The sequence below is a fragment of the Rossellomorea sp. GCM10028870 genome, from assembly GCF_042666755.1.
Taxonomy (GTDB): Bacteria; Bacillota; Bacilli; order Bacillales; family Bacillaceae_B; genus Rossellomorea.
This window is the reverse complement of the sequence record NZ_JBHTGN010000001.1, coordinates 1,505,158-1,524,597: the sequence shown is the minus strand read 5'-3', so window position 1 is coordinate 1,524,597 and position 19,440 is coordinate 1,505,158. Positions and strand designations below refer to the sequence as shown.

General features: G+C 42.0%; 21 protein-coding genes. All 21 read left to right on the top strand.

Annotated features, from left to right (window positions below; all coding sequences use genetic code 11):
• Positions 1–72: 72 nt before the first annotated feature.
• The 21 genes from sdaAB (at position 73) to ylqF (ending at position 19,440) form a co-directional block, all read left to right on the top strand.
• Positions 73–735, top strand: coding sequence for an L-serine ammonia-lyase, iron-sulfur-dependent subunit beta (gene sdaAB / locus ACFQWC_RS07875; RefSeq protein ID WP_044337431.1), 663 nt, complete (start codon positions 73–75; stop codon positions 733–735).
• Positions 736–784: 49 nt separating this feature from the next.
• Positions 785–1,678, top strand: coding sequence for an L-serine ammonia-lyase, iron-sulfur-dependent, subunit alpha (sdaAA, locus tag ACFQWC_RS07870; RefSeq protein ID WP_299740781.1), 894 nt, complete (start codon positions 785–787; stop codon positions 1,676–1,678).
• Positions 1,665–3,716 carry an ATP-dependent DNA helicase RecG gene (recG, locus tag ACFQWC_RS07865; RefSeq protein WP_377106808.1) on the top strand — a complete coding sequence of 684 codons (2,052 nt, stop codon included), beginning with the start codon at positions 1,665–1,667 and terminating at the stop codon, positions 3,714–3,716. The genes sdaAA and recG overlap by 14 nt, the downstream gene beginning before the upstream one ends.
• A 92-nt stretch (positions 3,717–3,808) precedes the next feature.
• Positions 3,809–4,390 (top strand): transcription factor FapR, encoded by a 582-nt coding sequence (gene fapR, locus ACFQWC_RS07860; protein WP_377106806.1) that lies wholly within the window; start codon positions 3,809–3,811, stop codon positions 4,388–4,390.
• Positions 4,391–5,389 carry a phosphate acyltransferase PlsX gene (gene plsX / locus ACFQWC_RS07855; RefSeq protein WP_299740787.1) on the top strand — a complete coding sequence of 333 codons (999 nt, stop codon included), beginning with the start codon at positions 4,391–4,393 and terminating at the stop codon, positions 5,387–5,389.
• Entirely contained in the window at positions 5,382–6,326 is a 945-nt protein-coding gene (gene fabD, locus ACFQWC_RS07850) for an ACP S-malonyltransferase (protein ID WP_299740789.1), read from the top strand. Before plsX ends, fabD begins: the two co-directional genes overlap by 8 nt.
• Positions 6,327–7,070, top strand: coding sequence for a 3-oxoacyl-[acyl-carrier-protein] reductase (fabG, locus tag ACFQWC_RS07845; protein WP_341357861.1), 744 nt, complete (start codon positions 6,327–6,329; stop codon positions 7,068–7,070).
• A 94-nt stretch (positions 7,071–7,164) separates the two neighbouring features.
• Entirely contained in the window at positions 7,165–7,398 is a 234-nt protein-coding gene (acpP, locus tag ACFQWC_RS07840) for an acyl carrier protein (RefSeq protein ID WP_032088865.1), read from the top strand.
• 194 nt (positions 7,399–7,592) lie between these two features.
• The gene (gene rnc / locus ACFQWC_RS07835) at positions 7,593–8,339 is read left to right on the top strand and encodes a ribonuclease III (protein ID WP_299740798.1); all 747 of its coding nucleotides are present in this window, start codon (positions 7,593–7,595) and stop codon (positions 8,337–8,339) included.
• Positions 8,340–8,350: 11 nt separating this feature from the next.
• A complete protein-coding gene (smc, locus tag ACFQWC_RS07830; protein ID WP_341357862.1) occupies positions 8,351–11,917 on the top strand; it encodes a chromosome segregation protein SMC in 3,567 nt (1,188 codons plus the stop codon).
• Between the two features lie 17 nt (positions 11,918–11,934).
• The gene (gene ftsY / locus ACFQWC_RS07825; RefSeq protein WP_299740801.1) at positions 11,935–12,924 is read left to right on the top strand and encodes a signal recognition particle-docking protein FtsY; all 990 of its coding nucleotides are present in this window, start codon (positions 11,935–11,937) and stop codon (positions 12,922–12,924) included.
• A gap of 215 nt (positions 12,925–13,139) precedes the next feature.
• Positions 13,140–13,451, top strand: coding sequence for a putative DNA-binding protein (locus tag ACFQWC_RS07820; RefSeq protein WP_371928757.1), 312 nt, complete (start codon positions 13,140–13,142; stop codon positions 13,449–13,451).
• 12 nt (positions 13,452–13,463) lie between these two features.
• Positions 13,464–14,807: a signal recognition particle protein gene (ffh, locus tag ACFQWC_RS07815; RefSeq protein ID WP_299740804.1), complete on the top strand. Its 1,344-nt coding sequence runs from the start codon at positions 13,464–13,466 to the stop codon at positions 14,805–14,807.
• 118 nt (positions 14,808–14,925) lie between these two features.
• Entirely contained in the window at positions 14,926–15,198 is a 273-nt protein-coding gene (gene rpsP / locus ACFQWC_RS07810; protein WP_032088859.1) for a 30S ribosomal protein S16, read from the top strand.
• A gap of 12 nt (positions 15,199–15,210) precedes the next feature.
• Positions 15,211–15,444, top strand: a complete 234-nt coding sequence (locus ACFQWC_RS07805) for a KH domain-containing protein (protein WP_299740807.1) — start codon at positions 15,211–15,213, stop codon at positions 15,442–15,444.
• 236 nt (positions 15,445–15,680) lie between these two features.
• Complete coding sequence (locus ACFQWC_RS07800) at positions 15,681–16,067, top strand: YlqD family protein (protein ID WP_299740809.1); 387 nt, start codon at positions 15,681–15,683, stop codon at positions 16,065–16,067.
• A gap of 17 nt (positions 16,068–16,084) precedes the next feature.
• The gene (rimM, locus tag ACFQWC_RS07795; RefSeq protein WP_299740811.1) at positions 16,085–16,603 is read left to right on the top strand and encodes a ribosome maturation factor RimM; all 519 of its coding nucleotides are present in this window, start codon (positions 16,085–16,087) and stop codon (positions 16,601–16,603) included.
• The gene (trmD, locus tag ACFQWC_RS07790; protein WP_299741290.1) at positions 16,603–17,337 is read left to right on the top strand and encodes a tRNA (guanosine(37)-N1)-methyltransferase TrmD; all 735 of its coding nucleotides are present in this window, start codon (positions 16,603–16,605) and stop codon (positions 17,335–17,337) included. Before rimM ends, trmD begins: the two co-directional genes overlap by 1 nt.
• A gap of 136 nt (positions 17,338–17,473) precedes the next feature.
• Positions 17,474–17,818 carry a 50S ribosomal protein L19 gene (gene rplS, locus ACFQWC_RS07785; RefSeq protein ID WP_032088854.1) on the top strand — a complete coding sequence of 115 codons (345 nt, stop codon included), beginning with the start codon at positions 17,474–17,476 and terminating at the stop codon, positions 17,816–17,818.
• A gap of 187 nt (positions 17,819–18,005) precedes the next feature.
• Positions 18,006–18,545 (top strand): signal peptidase I, encoded by a 540-nt coding sequence (gene lepB / locus ACFQWC_RS07780; protein ID WP_299740814.1) that lies wholly within the window; start codon positions 18,006–18,008, stop codon positions 18,543–18,545.
• A 28-nt stretch (positions 18,546–18,573) separates the two neighbouring features.
• On the top strand, positions 18,574–19,440 hold the full coding sequence (gene ylqF, locus ACFQWC_RS07775; protein WP_299740816.1) for a ribosome biogenesis GTPase YlqF: 867 nt from the start codon (positions 18,574–18,576) through the stop codon (positions 19,438–19,440).

Here is a 19,440-nt window from a genome sequence, read left to right as displayed (position 1 = left end):
ATATGGAGTTTGTCCCCTTCCATTATGTTAGAATGGTAGTATAGACCGGATGTTAAGTTAGGGGGAAAAGTCATGAAATACAAAAGTGTATTTGATATTATTGGTCCCGTTATGATTGGTCCATCAAGTTCTCATACTGCTGGTGCAGCGAGAATAGGAAGAGTAGCGAGAAACCTGTTTCGTCGGGAACCGAAATGGGCGACGATATCGTTTTACGGATCTTTTGCAAAAACATACAAGGGTCATGGAACAGATGTAGCCATTGTAGGTGGAATCCTTGATTATGATACATATGATGAACGAATTATCGAATCAATCAATGTAGCCAAACAAAAAGGAATAAAGATCAAGTTCCAAGAGGAGGACGCCATTACGGATCATCCGAATACTGCCCGTATCAGGATGGGAGATGAGCAGGGTGAAATCGAATTAGTGGGTATCTCCATTGGGGGCGGGAAAGTTGAAATAATAGAACTTAATGGTTTTGAGCTCAAGCTTTCAGGTCACCATCCTGCCATATTGGTTGTTCATGATGATCGATTTGGAGCCATTGCATCTGTATCCAATGTCATTGCCAAACATCAATTGAATATAGGACATATGGATGTTTCACGCAAAGAGAAAGGTCAAATGGCATTGATGACCATTGAAGTAGATCAGCCGATTGATGAGGCTGTCATCAATGAATTAACGTCTCTGCCCAATATTACTCAGGTTACCCGAATTTCCGATTAATCAATTAATATAATGATAGCGTTTACATTCAGGCGAGGAGGTCATTTTAATGTTTCGAAATGTAGCAGAGTTAGTTGAACTTGCTGAAAGTCAGAACAAGAAAATTTCTGACATTATGATTGAACAAGAAATCGAGTTTACAGGTAAAACATTCGAAGAAGTCTACAGTCAAATGGAGAAAAACCTGGAAGTGATGGAACAGGCAGTAGCCAGAGGTCTGGAAGGTGTGAAATCACATTCAGGCTTAACTGGCGGGGATGCCGTACTTTTACAAAAATATATTGAGAAAGGCCGTTCACTTTCCGGGGACACTATCCTGGATGCAGTTAGTAAAGCGGTAGCAACCAATGAAGTGAATGCTGCAATGGGAACGATTTGTGCGACGCCTACTGCGGGATCTGCAGGAGTTGTTCCGGGAACATTGTTTGCCGTGAAAAATAAGTTGAATCCTACTAAAGATGAAATGATCCGCTTTTTATTCGCGTCTGGGGCGTTCGGTTTTGTTGTAGCGAATAATGCTTCCATCTCAGGTGCAGCCGGCGGATGTCAAGCAGAGGTTGGTTCTGCCAGTGGGATGGCTGCAGCTGCCATCGTTGAAATGGCCGGGGGCACACCCAGCCAGTCAGCCGAGGCCATGGCCATTACCTTAAAGAATATGTTAGGTCTTGTGTGTGACCCTGTTGCAGGCCTCGTTGAAGTACCTTGTGTGAAAAGGAATGCAATGGGGGCGGCAAATGCAATGGTTGCAGCGGATATGGCACTTGCGGGCATAACGAGTCGGATTCCATGTGATGAAGTGATTGACGCTATGTACAAAATCGGTCAAACAATGCCAGTGGCACTAAGAGAGACAGCTCAAGGTGGCTTGGCTGCCACCCCTACAGGCAGGGAGCTGGAAGCGAAAATCTTTGGGGTTTCCCTGAATAAACGTGAAGACTCATAAAGAAGGGCTAACGATCCAGAACATAAAGGGGATTGGTGAAGAAACAGCTGTGGAACTGAATGCAATGGGGATATATTCTGTTCTGGATTTGTTAGAATATCTGCCTTACAGGTACGAAGATTACAGGCTTCGGGACTTAGAGGAAGTAGCCCATGATGAGCGTGTCACAGTGGAAGGGAAGGTCCATTCTGAACCTGCATTAATGTATTATGGGAGAAAAAAATCACGTTTGACGTTAAGAATATTGGTCGGGAGGAATTTAGTTCAGGCCGTATTCTTTAATCAGCCGTATCTAAAGAAGAAAATAAACCTTCACGATACGGTGACGGTCACAGGGAAATGGGATAAGAATAGGCAAATCATTACGGTTCAGCATTTTCAGTCGGGGCCACATGGGAAACAGGGAGACTTTGAACCTGTTTATTCGTTGAAGGGCTCTATAAAAAACAACACACTAAGAAAATTCATTAAAAAGGGTTTTCAGGATTACAGTCATTTGGTAACGGAGAACCTGCCCCACCAGTTGATGGAGAAATATAAGCTGTCCAGTCGAAAAGATGCTCTCTATCATCTCCACTTCCCAGATTCTACTGAAGACATGAAGCAGGCGAGAAGACGATTTGTGTATGAAGAGTTCTTGTTGTTTCAACTGAAAATGCAGGCGCTTAGGAAGTTTGAAAGAGAACATTCGTCTGGTCTACAACAGAATTATGATTTAAGTAAAATCAAAGAATTTATTGACTCTCTCCCGTTTCCGCTAACCGATGCACAAAAGCGGGTAGTGAATGAAATTTCGGCAGATATGAAGTCTCCTTACCGAATGAATCGGCTTTTGCAAGGGGATGTCGGATCGGGGAAAACAGTCGTATCGGCTATCGCACTCTATTCGAGTGTAACCGCAGGATTTCAAGGGGCTTTAATGGTTCCAACGGAAATCCTCGCAGAACAGCATGCAAATTCTCTGAGTGAATTATTGGAGCCGGTAGGCCTGTCTGTTGCCCTGTTAACAAGCTCCGTAAAAGGAAAAAGACGACGGCTTTTATTAGAAAAGTTAAAAGAAGGAGAAATAGATATCCTCATTGGAACACATGCACTTATCCAGGAGGATGTGCAATTTAAGTCTCTTGGACTCGTAGTAACCGATGAACAGCATCGTTTTGGGGTAAATCAAAGACGGGTTCTCAGGGAAAAAGGGGAAAGTCCTGATGTATTATTTATGACAGCGACTCCCATCCCAAGAACACTTGCTATTACGGTGTTTGGAGAGATGGATGTGAGTATAATCGACCAAATGCCAGCTGGAAGAAAGACGATTGAAACTTACTGGGCTAAAGCTGATATGCTAGCAAGGGTGCTTTCATTTATGGACAAGGAGTTGGATCAAGGCAGACAGGCCTATGTGATTTGTCCGCTGATTGAAGAGTCTGACAAACTGGATGTTCAAAATGCGATCGATGTCTACAATCAATTACTGCACTACTTTGAAGGACGATACAACGTCGGATTGATGCACGGAAGGCTTCACCCTGATGAGAAGGATGAAGTGATGAGGGAATTTAGTGCAAATCATCTCCAAGTACTCGTATCCACCACGGTTGTCGAGGTGGGCGTGAATGTTCCCAATGCCACATTTATGCTTATTTATGATGCTGAACGCTTTGGGTTGTCTCAGCTTCATCAGCTAAGAGGGAGAGTCGGACGTGGGGAACATCAGTCCTATTGCATTCTTCTTGCCGAACCGAAAACAGAGGTTGGAAAAGAGCGAATGAAGATCATGACCGAAACCAATGATGGATTTGTTCTGAGTGAAAAAGATCTGGAGCTGAGAGGCCCGGGGGATTTCTTTGGCAGAAAGCAGAGTGGGCTTCCTGAGTTTAAAGTGGCAGATATGGTGCATGACTATCGTGCGTTGGAAGTTGCAAGAGATGATGCTGCAAGCTTAATTCAATCCGATCTTTTCTGGAAGGATCCCGAGTTTGAACCTCTTCGGGCGTATCTGTCGGTTGCGGGGATATTAGAAGGTGAAAAGCTAGACTAGAAAGGCAGATTGTGAGATTATTTCTTGCAATCTGCTTTTTTAGATTATATACTACTATTAGTACCTAGTACTAATACTGGACGGTGTTGATATTGAGACTTTCAAAAAAAGAAAGACAGGGAAACCTTACAGACACGATAAAGGAAAATCCTTTTATAACAGATGAGGAATTAGCTGAACGTTTTCGGGTGAGCGTACAGACAATCCGGTTGGATCGTATGGAATTGTCTATACCGGAGCTTCGTGAACGGATTAAATATGTAGCAGAGAAATCGTTTGAAGACGAAGTGAAATCATTACCTATTGAAGAGATTATTGGAGAAATTATTGATATAGATTTAGATCAGAGTGCGATTTCCATTTTTGATGTGAAACGAGAGCATGTTTTCGTAAGAAATGGAATAGCGAGAGGGCATCATTTGTTCGCTCAAGCAAACTCTCTTGCGGTAGCAGTCATTAATGATGACTTAGCATTAACAGCTAAGTCAACAATCCGTTTTACCCGGCCTGTAAAGGAAGGGGAGCGTGTTGTCGCGAAAGCAAAAGTGATACATATGAAGGATCTAAAGGACCGAACAACGGTAGAAGTTCAAAGTTTAGTCGGTGGCGAGCTCGTTTTCACTGGTGAATTCGAAATGTATCGCTCTAAAAATTCTGCAAAGGATGAAGCGTAGATGAAGTTAGCCGTTGATGCAATGGGCGGAGATCATGCTCCTAAAGAAATTGTTCTTGGTGTAAAGAGGGCATTGAAGGAATTTAACGATATAGAAGTGCTTTTATTCGGAGATGAAAACCAAATCAAGCAGTACATCACACCCGTTGATCGTTTGACGATCGTTCATACGGATGAAGTGATAGAGGGGACAGATGAACCTGTTAGAGCCGTTAAACGCAAGAAGAATGCCTCTATGGTGCTGATGGCCCAAGCAGTCCGGAATGGGGAAGCTGATGCGTGTGTCTCTGCAGGAAACACGGGAGCCCTTATGACAGCCGGATTATTCATTGTAGGCAGAATTGATGGGATTGAACGCCCCGCTTTGGCACCAACCCTTCCGACATTGGATGGTAAAGGATTTCTCATGCTCGATTTAGGTGCAAATGTTGATGCCAAGCCTGAGCATCTCCTTCAATATGCCATCATGGGGAGCATTTATGCTGAGAAAGTAAGAGGAATCAACAATCCCCGTGTAGGCTTATTAAACATTGGGACCGAAGATAAAAAAGGGAATGAATTAACAAAGAAGTCTTTCCAACTTCTTAAGGACGCCCCTATTCATTTCGTGGGAAATGTAGAGTCCAGGGACTTACTTGAAGGCCCTGCGGATGTCGTAGTAACCGATGGTTTCACCGGGAATATGGTGTTGAAGACGATTGAAGGGACGGCTCTTTCTGTTTTCTCGATGCTCAAGAAGACCTTTACAGCCTCAACAAAAAATAAATTGGCTGCCGGGTTAGTGAAAAATGATTTAAGGCAGATGAAAGACATGCTTGATTATACAGAGTATGGAGGCGCGGGCTTATTTGGTCTAAAAGCACCGGTGATCAAAGCCCACGGCTCATCAAATGAAGTTGCTTTATATAACGCCATGAGACAAGCCAGAGAAATGGTGAAGCACGATGTCTCCAATACAATTAAAGATGCTATCAATAGGAGTGAAGAAAAGTATGAGTAAAATCGCGTTCATTTTTCCTGGACAAGGTTCCCAATCAGTCGGGATGGGAAAAGAATTGGCTGATCAATATCCTGAAGTACAGGAGTATTTCACTAAAGCGGACAAAACATTAGATACAAAGCTATCAACGGTTATATTCGAAGGACCCCAAGAGGAGCTTACCCAAACGACAAATGCCCAGCCTGCTTTATTAACGACGAGCATCGCGATTCTTGACCGTTTAAAGGCAGAAGGCATCACAGCAGATTATACGGCCGGACATAGCTTAGGTGAATATTCCGCCCTGGTAGCTGCCGGAGCCCTGGGCTTTGAAGATGCTGTGTATGCGGTTCGTAAAAGAGGGGAATTCATGGAACAAGCAGTTCCAAGTGGAGAAGGCACGATGGCTGCTATTCTTGGCATGGAAAGAGAGCCGCTAAAGGAAGTTACCGATCTTGTAACAAATGAGGGACATCCAGTGGGGCTGGCAAACTTAAATTGTCCTGGTCAAATTGTGATTTCAGGTACGGTGAAAGGAGTGGAGCTTGCTTCAGAGAAAGCGAAAGAAGCTGGAGCAAAGAGAGTCATTCCACTTCAAGTGAGTGGACCATTCCATTCTCGATTAATGAAACCTGCTGCCGACCAGTTTGTCTCAATTCTAGATTCGATCACGATTGAAGATGCAGCTGTACCGGTTGTTGCGAATGTGACGGCCAAACCTGTGACGGATCGTGAAGAAATCAAACGTTTATTAATTGAACAATTATACTCTCCTGTTCAATGGGAAGATACTGTTGAGAAGCTGCTTGAATTAGATGTGGATACGTTTATCGAAGTTGGACCCGGAAAAGTCCTTTCAGGTTTAGTGAAAAAAGTCAATAGACGAGTGAAAACGTATGCTGTTCAAGATGAAGCATCTTTAGAACAAACCATTCAAGCGTTAAAGGAGGAAGCTTAAATGAATTTAGAAGGAAAAGTTGCCCTGGTAACGGGGGCGTCCCGGGGAATAGGTAGGGAGATCGCTCTAGAGCTTGCCCGTGAAGGCTGTAATGTTGCCGTAAACTATTCAGGAAGTGAAGCGAAGGCTAATGAAGTCGTCGATGAAATTAAAGGTTTAGGCAGAGAAGCCATTGCCGTACAATGTAATGTATCGGATAGTGATGCTGTTCAAGCCATGGTAAAGGAAACGATTAGTCAATTCGGTTCAGTGGATATTCTGGTTAACAATGCTGGAATTACGAAAGATAATTTATTAATGAGAATGAAAGAAGCAGAATGGGATGATGTCATTAACATCAATCTAAAAGGTGTATTCCTTTGTACGAAGGCCGTTACCCGCCAAATGATGAAGCAAAGAAGCGGCAGAATCATCAATATTTCTTCGATTGTTGGTGTGAGTGGAAACCCTGGTCAGGCAAACTATGTAGCTGCTAAATCGGGTGTAATCGGATTAACGAAAACCACAGCAAAAGAGTTGGCACCCCGTGGCATCACGGTAAATGCGATCGCTCCTGGTTTCATTTCTACGGATATGACGGATCAGCTGCCGGAAGATGTGCGTAATGAAATGTTAAGGCAAATTCCTTTAAGCCGCTTTGGTGACCCAAAAGATATCGCCAAGGTAGTAACATTTGTGGCTTCCGACTCAGCTGCTTATATGACAGGCCAAACTCTTCATATCGATGGCGGAATGGTCATGTAACGGCAAGAAAATAATAAATTATTGATCGTTTTCATGTATACTCTTTTCATTAGAGGTCAAAATGCTCTATAATACTTGAGGGGAGGTGACAAAAATGGCAGAAGTATTAGATCGTGTAACAAAAATTATCGTTGATCGTCTAGGTGTAGATGAATCTCAAGTAACTCTTGAAGCTTCTTTCAAAGAAGATCTAGGAGCTGACTCCCTTGATGTAGTTGAGCTGGTTATGGAACTTGAAGATGAATTTGACATGGAAATTTCTGACGATGATGCTGAAAAAATCGGCACAGTAGGTGATGCTGTGAACTACATAAAAGCAAACGCTTAATCGTTAGATTGAATTAAAAGATGGGCAAACGTCCATCTTTCATTCAAAACCATTTAAAACTTGGTAGAGGTCTCACCTCTACCAAGTTTATTTGTGTTCTAACGTACGCAAGAAACTTTTGCGTAAATGATTTTTTTAGCATAAACTTGATTAGTATACAATGAGAACATATATAGAGCAAGGTGGAGTGCCTTATGCGGAAGCAAAGTAGAAATAAAGGAATAACCAGATATAAAAATGATGGAAAGTTCAAAACGTTTCAAGATGAAATCGGGATTCAATTTAATGATGAAAAACTACTTAAACAAGCTTTTACTCATTCATCCTATGTGAATGAGCATCGTCGTAAGCCTTATGAAGACAACGAACGCTTAGAATTTCTTGGAGATGCCGTCTTGGAACTAACGGTTTCTCAATTCTTATTTAAGAAGTATCCAATGATGAGTGAGGGTGAACTTACGAAATTAAGGGCAGCCATAGTATGTGAGCCATCCTTGGTTAAGTTCTCGATCGAACTGAATTTCGGCGAGCTCATCTTACTTGGTAAAGGAGAAGAAATGACAGGTGGTCGAGAAAGACCAGCACTACTCGCAGATGTCTTTGAGGCGTTTATCGGAGCGGTATATTTGGATCAAGGGTTAGATACAGTGATTTCAATCCTTGAAAAAGTTGTCTATCCAAAAATCAATGTCGGTGCTTTTTCTCATGTGATGGATTATAAGAGCCAGCTACAAGAACTAGTCCAACGAGGCAGTGCAGGAATGATTGAATACAGCATCCTTGAAGAAAGCGGGCCAGCCCATAATCGTCAGTTCATTTCCCGTGTCAGTTTAAATGACGAAGAATTAGGTATCGGAAAAGGTCGATCTAAGAAGGAAGCCGAACAACAAGCCGCACAGAAGGCTCTTGAGAAGCTAAAACAAAAGCTAGACGCTAAATAGGGGGAAAGAAGATGTTCCTCAAACAACTAGAAGTAATGGGGTTTAAATCTTTTGCAGAAAGAATATCCGTGGAATTTGTCCCGGGTGTTACAGCTGTTGTTGGACCAAACGGCAGTGGAAAAAGCAATATTATCGACGCGATTCGCTGGGTGCTGGGCGAGCAATCAGCAAAAAGTTTACGTGGATCAAAGATGGAAGATGTTATATTTGCCGGCAGTGATTCGAGAAAAGCCCTTAATATAGCAGAGGTAACACTTGTCTTGGATAATGAAGACGGAGCCCTTCCGATTGATTACAGTGAAATCAGTGTCACAAGACGAGTCTACCGTTCCGGGGATAGTGAGTATTTACTCAATAAACAGCCTTGTCGATTGAAAGACATTATTGAATTATTTATGGATTCAGGTTTGGGGAAAGAAGCGTTCTCTATCATCAGTCAGGGGAAAGTGGAAGAAATCCTTAATAGTAAGCCCGAAGAACGACGAACCATTTTTGAAGAGGCAGCGGGCGTATTGAAGTATAAATCACGCAAGAAAAAGGCTGAGAATAAGTTATTCGAAACACAGGAAAATCTTAATCGTGTAAATGACATTCTTCATGAGTTGGAAGGGCAGGTAGAACCTCTTAAGATTCAAGCTTCCATGGCACGTGACTATTTAGAGAAAAAAGAAGAGCTGGAGAAGTTCGAGGTTGCCCTGACGGTTTATGATATTGAGGATTTACATAAGCAATGGGAAAAGCTCAGTGAAGAATTCGAGCATCATGGGAAAGAAGAACTTGCACTTTCCACGCGTATACAAAAGAAAGAGGCCATTCTAACCCACACCCGGGATAAAATTGCAGCTCTTGATGAGTCGATTTCGAATCTTCAAGAGGTGCTCCTGGCTACTAGTGAAGAATTGGAGAAGCTTGAGGGCAGGAAGCAAGTATTAGTGGAGCGGAAGAGGAATTCGTCTTCCAACGAATCTCAATTAATGCAATCGATAGAAGAAACCAAGGATCAAATCCAACAACTGACTTCTGAAAAAGAAAAAGGAGAAATGGAATTCAAGTCTATCGATTCAGACGTCAAGGAACTAAAAGAGCTGCTCATAACGAAACAGAATCAATTTAAGCATTACAATGAAAATATTGAAGATGTGATTGAATCCTTCAAAAGTGATTACATTGAAAAGCTGAATCAGCAGGCGTCAGCCAAAAATGAAATTCAGTACCTTGAGCAGCAACTGGAGCAGCAATCCAATCGAAGCGGCCGATTAGAAGCAGAGAATGAAAAATATGTGATTCAGCGTGAGGAATTTCATCTGCGTCACAAAGAACTTTCGAAAGAGCTGCAAGCGCAAAAAGAGGTAATCGATGAGCACATATTCTTCTATAGGGAAGAACAGAAGAAGCTTGAATCGGTTAAAGAAAAATATGAAAAGCAAGAAAAAACCCTTTACCAAGCTATCCAATTTCTGCAACAAGCAAAATCCCGGAAAGAAATGCTTGAGGAAATGGAAGAGGACTATACAGGTTTCTTCCAAGGTGTAAAAGAAGTCCTTAAGGAACGTGACGGTCAGTTAACCGGTATTCAAGGTGCGGTTGCAGAACTGATTACCGTACCTAAAGCATATGAAACAGCTATGGAAACTGCTCTGGCAGCCTCCATGCAGCATATTGTGGTCGACACTGAAGAAGATGGTCGTAAAGCCATTGCTTTCTTAAAGAAGAACCAATATGGCCGTGCTACTTTCCTACCGATGAACGTGATCAAAGGGAAATCGATACCCGATAGTCAAAAAAACATGCTGAAGGGGCATTCTTCCTTTATAGGAGTTGGAACCGATCTCCTGAATTATGATCAGCGCTTCCAAATGGTGATCTCCAACCTGGTTGGAAATGTGATCATCACAAAGGATTTAAAGGGTGCCAATGAAATCGCGAAGCTTATACAATATCGCTACCGTCTCGTGACTCTTGATGGGGATGTGGTTAATCCCGGCGGATCCATGTCGGGTGGTACGATAAAGCAGAAAAAGAATTCTCTTCTTTCCAGAAAAGGTGAGCTTGAAGAAATGAAAGCAAAGCTTACTACAATGGAAAATCAGACTGAACAGCTTCAGTCTCAAGTGAAATCACTCAAAGAAGAGAGCAGCTTCAGAGAAAAGAAGCTTGAGGAAATGAGAGTGAAGGGAGAGCGTTTGCGACTCAAGGAGCAAGAGCTTCTTTCCCAACTTCGTGAAAATGAATTATCCCAACAGAATCTGGATGAAAGGCTTTCCCTATATGACTTGGAGAAAAAAGACTTTACGTCGGTTAAAGAAAAGCATGATTCCAGAACGAAAGAATTAAGATCGTCACTCGATGAAATTGGAGAAGAGATTACAAGACTCGATCTAAAGATCAGTGAGCTTACTCTGCAGAAGAATAGTGAACGAACGTCCAAAGACGCTTTATTGAACGAAATCAGCGATATTAAAGCGAACCTGGCTGCGCGAAACGAGCAACTGGTCAACAGTCGTAGTCAATTAAAGCGGGTGCAGGAAACAATCGTTGAATCAAAGAAGCGAAAAGCGACTTTGCAGGATGATTTAGAATGGTTGCAGACGGAAATGAAGGATAATTTTTCAGGTGAAGAGCAGCTCGGGATGAAGGCAGAAGAATGTGCAATTCAAAAGGCAGAAACGTCAAATTTGATCTCTTTGCGACGTGAAGAGCGCTTGGAGCTTCAGCATAGGGTTGAAGATGAGGAGCTTGAGTTAAAAGAATTGAAGCGTCAGCATAAAGGATTGGTTGGAGCTTTAAGGGACGAGGAAGTAAAGATCAATCGTCTTGATGTTGAACTGGAAAATCGTCTTGATCATTTACGTGATGAGTATATGCTTTCATTTGAAGCGGCTAAGTCCGACTACCCATTGACGATTGAGGTTGAAGAAGCAAGAAAGAAAGTGAAACTTGTGAAATTGGCCTTGGAAGAGCTGGGGACCGTCAATCTAGGTGCCATTGACGAATATGAACGAGTAAAAGAACGGTACGAATTTTTAGTTGAGCAAAAGAATGATTTAACTGAAGCGAAGGATACACTATATTTGGTCATTAATGAAATGGATACAGAAATGATCAAACGTTTTGATCAAACTTTTACGGCCATTCAAGTGGAATTTGAAGGTGTATTTAAAGCCTTGTTTGGTGGCGGACGAGCTCAGTTAAAGCTGACAGATCCATCAGATCTTCTTCATACCGGGGTCGATATAGTGGCACAACCACCTGGGAAGAAGCTGCAGAACCTGGGCCTGATGTCAGGTGGGGAAAGGGCCTTGACGGCCATTGCACTCCTTTTTTCAATCCTGAAGATCCGCCCTGTGCCATTCTGTATATTGGATGAGGTTGAGGCAGCTCTTGATGAAGCAAATGTGCAGAGATTCAGTCAGTATTTAAAAAAATTCAGTGATGAAACACAATTCATTGTCATCACCCATCGTAAAGGAACGATGGAAGAAGCCCACGTACTGTACGGTGTAACGATGCAGGAATCCGGTGTGTCCAAATTGGTATCTGTCAGACTGCAAGAAACAAAGGAATTACTTGAAACTTAGGTAAGGGGTGCGGAAGAATGAGTTTTTTTAAGAAACTTAAAGATAAATTTACACAGTCGAGTGATAATGTAACAGAGAAATTTAAAGATGGATTAAGTAAAACGAGGAACAACTTCACTTCAAAGATGAATGACCTGGTTGCCAGATACCGCAAAGTCGATGAAGACTTCTTTGAAGAGCTGGAAGAAATCCTGATAGGAGCGGACGTCGGCTTTGATACAGTGATGGAGCTGATTGATGAACTAAAGCTTGAAGTGAAGCGAAAGAATATTCAAGACACGGAAGATGTTCAATCTGTCATCTCAGAGAAGCTCGTAGAAATCTACCAGGGGGATCGTGAAGAAGACAGCAGCCTGAACATTCAAGACAATGCGCTAACAGTTTTATTATTCGTCGGGGTGAACGGTGTCGGAAAAACGACGACCATCGGAAAAATGGCCCATATGTTTAAGGAACAGGGTAAGAATGTTGTTCTTGCTGCAGGTGACACATTCCGAGCAGGAGCGATCGAGCAGCTTGAAGTATGGGGTGAACGTGTAGGAGTTCCGGTCATTAAGCAGGCGGCGGGAAGCGATCCTGCGGCGGTTATGTTTGATGCCGTCCAGTCTGCCAAAGCGAAAAAAGCAGACATACTCATTTGTGATACGGCAGGAAGGTTGCAAAATAAAGTGAACCTTATGAAAGAGCTTGAAAAAGTGAAGCGAGTGATTGAAAGAGAAATTCCGGGAGCTCCTCACGAAGTATTACTCGTTCTTGACGCAACCACAGGTCAAAATGCAATGGTACAGGCGAAAACCTTTAAAGAAGCAACAAACGTCTCAGGAATCGTCCTGACGAAGCTTGATGGTACAGCAAAAGGTGGTATTGTCCTTGCGATCAGAAACGAGCTCGAAATCCCTGTGAAATATGTAGGTCTTGGAGAAAAAATGGACGACCTCCAGCCGTTCGACGCTGAAAAGTATGTCTATGGCTTATTCTCAAACCTGGTTGATAAAGAAGAAGAATAGATACAAGAATCGATAGAGTAGCCTGATGAGAGACTTTGAGAAGCGGTCTTGCAGGTTACTCTTCTTTTGTTTACGGAATCAGTATGTTTTTTTAGGTTTTCTCTCTGAAAAATCTATAAGTATCCTTGACAAACGCCCGTAAAGACTGTATTCTTCATATGTAAAGGTTTTTCACTTAACAAGGAGGGATATCCGTGCTGGAGAAAACAACCAGAATGAATTATCTCTACGATTTTTATCAATCTTTGTTAACTCCTAAGCAAAGAAGCTATATGTCCCTCTATTATTTGGATGATTTCTCTTTAGGGGAAATCGCTGAAGAGTATAATGTTAGTCGACAAGCAGTGTATGATAACATTAAACGAACAGAGGCCATGATCGAGGAGTACGAAGAAAAGCTTTTATTATTTAAAAAATTTCAAGAACGCAACGAGATTCTTGATCAACTCAGACAAAAAATAGAAGAACCATCAATCGATTCTTCTCATTGTTTAAAACTCATTGATGATCTTGAAATATTGGATTAGGAGGCGGCATGAATGGCATTTGAAGGATTAGCCGACCGACTGCAAGGTACAATACAAAAAATCCGTGGAAAAGGAAAGATATCAGAAGCGGATGTTAAAGAAATGATGCGTGAAGTTCGTCTTGCTCTTTTAGAAGCAGACGTTAATTTTAAAGTGGTGAAGCAATTCGTCAAGAAAGTAAGTGAACGGGCTGTCGGACAGGAAGTCATGAAAAGTCTTACACCTGGACAACAGGTCATTAAAGTTGTTCAAGAAGAGCTTACAAACTTGATGGGTGGCGAACAAAGTCAGATTGCCGTCGCTAAACGTCCTCCGACTGTCATTATGATGGTTGGTTTACAAGGTGCAGGTAAAACGACCACCACTGGTAAGCTTGCGAACCTGCTTCGAAAGAAACATAACCGCAAACCACTCTTAGTGGCTGCTGATATTTACCGTCCTGCTGCAATCAAGCAGTTAGAAACCATCGGGAAGCAATTAAGCCTTCCTGTGTTTTCATTGGGGGATCAGGTCAGTCCGGTGGAAATTGCAAAGCAAGCCATCGAAAAGGCAAAAGAAGAACATCACGATTATGTTCTGATTGATACGGCAGGTCGACTTCACATTGATGAAAATCTAATGGGAGAGTTGAAAGAAATTAAAGAACTCTCAAATCCAGAGGAAATTTTCCTTGTGGTGGATGCCATGACTGGTCAAGATGCAGTAAATGTTGCGCAAAGCTTCAATGAAGCTCTTGGCATATCCGGTGTTGTGCTGACAAAACTTGATGGTGATACACGTGGCGGGGCCGCATTATCCATCCGTTCAGTCACTGAAAAACCAATTAAATTTGTTGGGATGGGCGAGAAGATGGATGCTTTGGAAGCATTCCATCCTGAGCGTATGGCGTCACGGATTCTCGGTATGGGGGATGTTTTATCCCTCATCGAAAAGGCTCAGGCCAATGTGGATGAAGAGAAAGCCAAAGAACTGGAACAAAAAATGCGTACCATGTCTTTCACATTTGATGATTTCCTTGAGCAATTAGGTCAAGTAAGGCAAATGGGTCCACTTGATGAGTTACTCAAAATGATGCCGGGAGCAAACAAAATGAAGGGTCTGGATAAGCTGCAAGTCGATGACAAGCAGATCAGTCATGTAGAGGCGATTATCCAATCCATGACTGGTGATGAGAAAATTCATCCGGAAACCATCAATGCTTCCCGCCGTAAACGGATTGCCAAAGGAAGTGGAACTTCTATTCAAGAGGTAAACCGGCTTCTGAAACAATTCGAGGATATGAAGAAAATGATGAAACAGATGAGCGGCATGCAAGGAAAAGGTAAGAAAAAAGGGATGAAATTCCCATTTATGTAAGCAATTCATTCTGTTTTTCATAAGAAAAATAGAACTGTTAAGAAAAAACACTTTACAAACAAAATACACATTTGATATTATACTAACTTGTGTGAAACTATTCGGAGGTGCTTTAATTATGGCAGTAAAAATCAGATTAAAACGTATGGGAGCAAAAAAATCTCCTTTCTATCGTATCGTAGTTGCAGATTCTCGTTCACCACGTGATGGACGTCAAATCGAAACAGTTGGAACGTACAACCCGGTTGCTAAACCAGCTGAAGTGAAAATCGATGAAGAGTTAGCTCTTAAATGGTTATCTAATGGTGCTAAACCATCTGACACAGTTCGTAACCTATTCTCAAAACAAGGCATTATGGAAAAATTCCACAATGCTAAAAACAGCAAGTAATCGATTAGATCGATGAAAGATCTTATTCTAACGATTGTGAAACCCTTAGTTGACCATCCTGACGCGGTCCACATCGAAACGGATGAAGGAACGAACGGCATAACGTATAAGTTATCTGTTCATCCCGAGGACATGGGGAAGGTTATTGGGAAACAAGGGAGAGTAGCTAAATCGATTCGAACTGTGGTATACGCTGCAGCAGGATCTTCACAACAGAAGAAAATCTTTTTAGAGATAGTGGAGTAAGGAAGCTTTCATCAGCTGCCTTCTCATGAGGCTTTAGACCTTCAACACTTGCTCTTTTAGAACCAGGGGACTGACCCACAAGGTTACTATATAGCCTTAAGACGTCAGTCCCCTTTTTCATAGGCTTAGGCTGCTGTATATAAAGAAAAAATGGTACAATCCAACACTCCCCGAAGAGAACACCCTAAGGATTTAATATGACAGCGTGGGGTGAATAGAAGGAGGAGGAAGAGCTTTTGAATGTGATACATACGATTACGATTAAACAAGTGCTGACAGTAAACAGTAAGGACTTGTTAATGAAACGATATGAAAATCAAAAGTTTCATTTAGCCAAGGAATGTGACCAGTTGCAGTTCGAAATGAAAAAGATCGAACGTGGGAAGAAATACCCGTCACATAAGTTAAGTCAGCATTTTGAAAGAGAATTGAATGAACGTGCTGAAAAGATCAAGCTCTTGGAATTCCAAATCGAGCAGTTAAATATCCTGCCTATCGGAAGCGAACTAAAGGAAAGGGAAGTCCAAGGTATGATGGACATTCAAGTTGGTGACAATTGGGAGGAAGAAGCACTTTCTAAGACGATTGTCGTAGAAGATGGTATTGTGAAAGAAATTCGTTAATGCAAGAGGTGAAAGCTATGGAAAAGTGGTTTAATGTAGGTAAGATCGTCAACACGCACGGAGTTAAAGGAGAGGTAAAGATCGTCTCGACTACCGACTTCCCGGAAGAACGCTATCAAAAAGGGAACACACTTTATTTGTTCCAAGGTCAAAATAATGAACCGATCAATCTCGTGATTAAATCTCATAGAAATCATAAGAGCTTTGATTTACTGACCTTTGAGGGTTATGAAAACATTAATGAGGTTGAGAAATTTAAAGAAGGCATCTTAAAGGTTCAAGAAGACCAATTACAGGAACTTGAAGAAGGGGAATACTATTTCCATGAAATCGTTGGCTGTAAGGTCGTTACGACTGAAGGAGAAGAACTGGGGACGATTAAAGAGATTCTGAGCCCCGGAGCGAATGACGTTTGGGTAGTGAAGGGTCAACGGGGGAAAGAACACCTTATTCCTTACATTGAGGATATTGTGAAAACCGTCGATATTGAGAAGCAGCTCATCACGATAGAACCTATGGAAGGCTTGTTATCATGATGCGAATTGATGTCCTATCTCTTTTCCCACCTATGTTCGAAGGAATATTAGGTGAATCGATACTTAAGAAAGCACATGAAAAAGAAGCTGTAAGCTATAATGTGATTAACTTCAGGGAATACGCTGACAATAAGCATAATCAAGTCGATGATTATCCGTATGGTGGAGGAGCAGGTATGGTTTTGAAGCCCCAGCCTATTTTTGATGCCGTCGACGCATTGAAGAGTGAACAACAATCAAAACCGAGGGTTATCCTCATGTGTCCCCAAGGTGAACGCTATACTCAACAAAAGGCTGAGGAATTGGCCAAAGAAGATCATCTCGTATTTATATGTGGGCACTATGAGGGCTACGATGAGCGAATCAGGGAGCATGTTGTCACAGATGAAATTTCGATTGGAGACTATGTTTTGACTGGTGGAGAGCTTGGCGCCATGGTGGTCATTGATAGTGTAGTACGCCTGCTTCCAGGTGTGCTTGGGAATGAGGATTCTCCCATTCTGGATTCGTTCTCGTCAGGACTCCTTGAACATCCCCATTATACCCGCCCGTCCGACTTTAGGGGGATGAAGGTACCGGAGGAGCTGATTTCAGGGAATCACCGTCTGATCGATGAATGGAGAGAGAAAGAGAGTTTGAGAAGAACCTATGAAAGAAGACCGGATCTATTGGAAAGCTATAAGCTCACAGATCGACAAAAAGCCTGGATAGAGGAATGGAGAAAGTCTAAATAGGCTATTGCATCCTGGTTGTCTGTGTGATATTATATTCTTTGTGGCTTGAGGGGTTATCCCCTGTTGCCATTGATCCCGATGTTCCGCTGCAATCAATCGCTTTTGTAAGAGCATCTGTTGGAAGGAGTTGAAAAAGATGCACAAATTAATCGAAGATATTACGAAAGAACAACTTCGCTCTGATCTACCATCTTTCCGTCCTGGTGATACAGTACGTGTACACGTTAACATCGTTGAGGGTACTCGTGAACGTATTCAGGTATACGAAGGAGTAGTAATCAAACGCCGCGGTGGCGGTATCAGCGAAACATTTACAGTTCGTAAAATTTCTTACGGTGTAGGTGTTGAACGTACGTTCCCAGTACACACACCAAAGATCGCTAAATTAGAAGTTATTCGTCGCGGTAAAGTCCGTCGTGCGAAACTTTATTACCTGCGTAACCTGCGTGGTAAAGCGGCACGTATTAAAGAAATTCGATAAGAACGTAAGAAAAGGAGCTTGGAGACAAGCTCCTTTTCCTTATTTTACAAGATTTGTTGTGAAATAAATGAAACATCCGCGGAAAAACGGCCTGACTATTTTAATGAAGCCACCTTTTTTTAATGAGAAATACAAGAATTTCTAGTAGAATAGAAAAAGATAGAAAAATACATTGGGTGGTGGAGATGTGGTTAAAGAGAAAAATGAGTGGTGGGAGTGGATGAAGGCACTGTTGATCGCAGTAGGTTTAGCTGCAATTATCAGATTCTTTTTATTTGCACCCATTGTTGTCGATGGATTATCAATGATGCCTACTTTACATAATGGAGATCGAATGATTGTAAGTAAATTAGGGGAGCCGGAGCGATTTGATATCGTCGTTTTCCATGCACCTGAACAAAAAGACTATATTAAACGCGTCATCGGGCTCCCGGGGGATGAAGTAGAGTACAAAAATGACACATTATATATTAATGGAAAAGCGTATAATGAACCATACTTACAAGAGTATAAAGATCAATTAAATGAAGGTGTGTTAACAGAAGATTTCACTTTAAATGATATCATTGAAAAAGGCACTGTTCCTGAAGGGGAAATCTTTGTGATGGGTGACAATCGCCGATTCAGTAAAGATAGTCGTCACATCGGTACAGTTCCAATGGAAGAAGTCATCGGTGATACAAAAGTGATCTATTGGCCTGTTAAAGATATAGGTTTCGTGAAATAATAGAAAAAAGTTGTTTGGAGGTGGTCATATGACAATACAATGGTTCCCAGGGCATATGGCTAAAGCTCGTAGGCAAGTTACTGAGAAGTTAAAACTTGTAGACATTGTGATTGAATTAGTAGATGCAAGAATACCGTTATCATCAAGAAATCCAATGATAGAAGAAATTATTGGACAAAAGCCGCGACTTGTTTTGTTAAATAAAGCAGACATGGCAGATACAAATAGAACGAATCAGTGGATTTCTTATTTTAAAGAGCAAGGAATAACAGCCCTTGCTGTAAATGCACAGGCTGGCAAAGGACTTCAAGTCATAGTTCAAGCCGCTAAAGAAATATTAAAAGAAAAGTTCGACCGCATGAAATCAAGAGGAATGAGACCTCGTGCCATAAGAGCCATGATTGTCGGTATTCCTAACGTAGGAAAATCCACATTAATCAATCGCCTGGCTAAGAAAAATATAGCGAAAACAGGAAATACTCCTGGAGTGACAAAAGCCCAGCAATGGATCAAAGTAGGGAAAGAGCTTGAGCTGCTCGACACGCCTGGTATATTATGGCCTAAGTTTGAAGATCCGCAAGTTGGATATAAACTGGCATTGACCGGTGCCATTAAAGATACCATCCTGAATTTACAGGATATCGCCGTTTATGGTTTGCGATTTCTTGAAGAGAACTATCCAGAGCGATTAGAAGAGCGCTACGGCCTCGAAGGAATACCTGAAGAAGTAGTGGATAGCTTCGATAAAATCGGAGCTAAAAGAGGCTGTCTGATGGCTGGTGGAGAAGTGAACTATGACAAGACATCTGAAATTATCGTCCGTGACATTCGAAATGTACAATTAGGACCCATGACGTTTGACATCATTGGTGAGACTGAGCGGGAGAGCGAATAA

Excerpts from the sequence above, each read along its gene's own strand:
- sdaAB (WP_044337431.1), top strand. The coding sequence starts at position 73 with ATGAAATACAAAAGTGTATTTGATATTATTGGTCCCGTTATGATTGGT.
- sdaAA (WP_299740781.1), top strand. The coding sequence starts at position 785 with ATGTTTCGAAATGTAGCAGAGTTAGTTGAACTTGCTGAAAGTCAGAAC.
- plsX (WP_299740787.1), top strand. The coding sequence starts at position 4,391 with ATGAAGTTAGCCGTTGATGCAATGGGCGGAGATCATGCTCCTAAAGAA.
- fabD (WP_299740789.1), top strand. The coding sequence starts at position 5,382 with ATGAGTAAAATCGCGTTCATTTTTCCTGGACAAGGTTCCCAATCAGTC.
- fabG (WP_341357861.1), top strand. The coding sequence starts at position 6,327 with ATGAATTTAGAAGGAAAAGTTGCCCTGGTAACGGGGGCGTCCCGGGGA.
- acpP (WP_032088865.1), top strand. The coding sequence starts at position 7,165 with ATGGCAGAAGTATTAGATCGTGTAACAAAAATTATCGTTGATCGTCTA.
- rnc (WP_299740798.1), top strand. The coding sequence starts at position 7,593 with ATGCGGAAGCAAAGTAGAAATAAAGGAATAACCAGATATAAAAATGAT.
- smc (WP_341357862.1), top strand. The coding sequence starts at position 8,351 with ATGTTCCTCAAACAACTAGAAGTAATGGGGTTTAAATCTTTTGCAGAA.
- ftsY (WP_299740801.1), top strand. The coding sequence starts at position 11,935 with ATGAGTTTTTTTAAGAAACTTAAAGATAAATTTACACAGTCGAGTGAT.
- ACFQWC_RS07820 (WP_371928757.1), top strand. The coding sequence starts at position 13,140 with ATGAATTATCTCTACGATTTTTATCAATCTTTGTTAACTCCTAAGCAA.
- ffh (WP_299740804.1), top strand. The coding sequence starts at position 13,464 with ATGGCATTTGAAGGATTAGCCGACCGACTGCAAGGTACAATACAAAAA.
- rpsP (WP_032088859.1), top strand. The coding sequence starts at position 14,926 with ATGGCAGTAAAAATCAGATTAAAACGTATGGGAGCAAAAAAATCTCCT.
- ACFQWC_RS07805 (WP_299740807.1), top strand. The coding sequence starts at position 15,211 with ATGAAAGATCTTATTCTAACGATTGTGAAACCCTTAGTTGACCATCCT.
- rimM (WP_299740811.1), top strand. The coding sequence starts at position 16,085 with ATGGAAAAGTGGTTTAATGTAGGTAAGATCGTCAACACGCACGGAGTT.
- trmD (WP_299741290.1), top strand. The coding sequence starts at position 16,603 with ATGCGAATTGATGTCCTATCTCTTTTCCCACCTATGTTCGAAGGAATA.
- rplS (WP_032088854.1), top strand. The coding sequence starts at position 17,474 with ATGCACAAATTAATCGAAGATATTACGAAAGAACAACTTCGCTCTGAT.
- ylqF (WP_299740816.1), top strand. The coding sequence starts at position 18,574 with ATGACAATACAATGGTTCCCAGGGCATATGGCTAAAGCTCGTAGGCAA.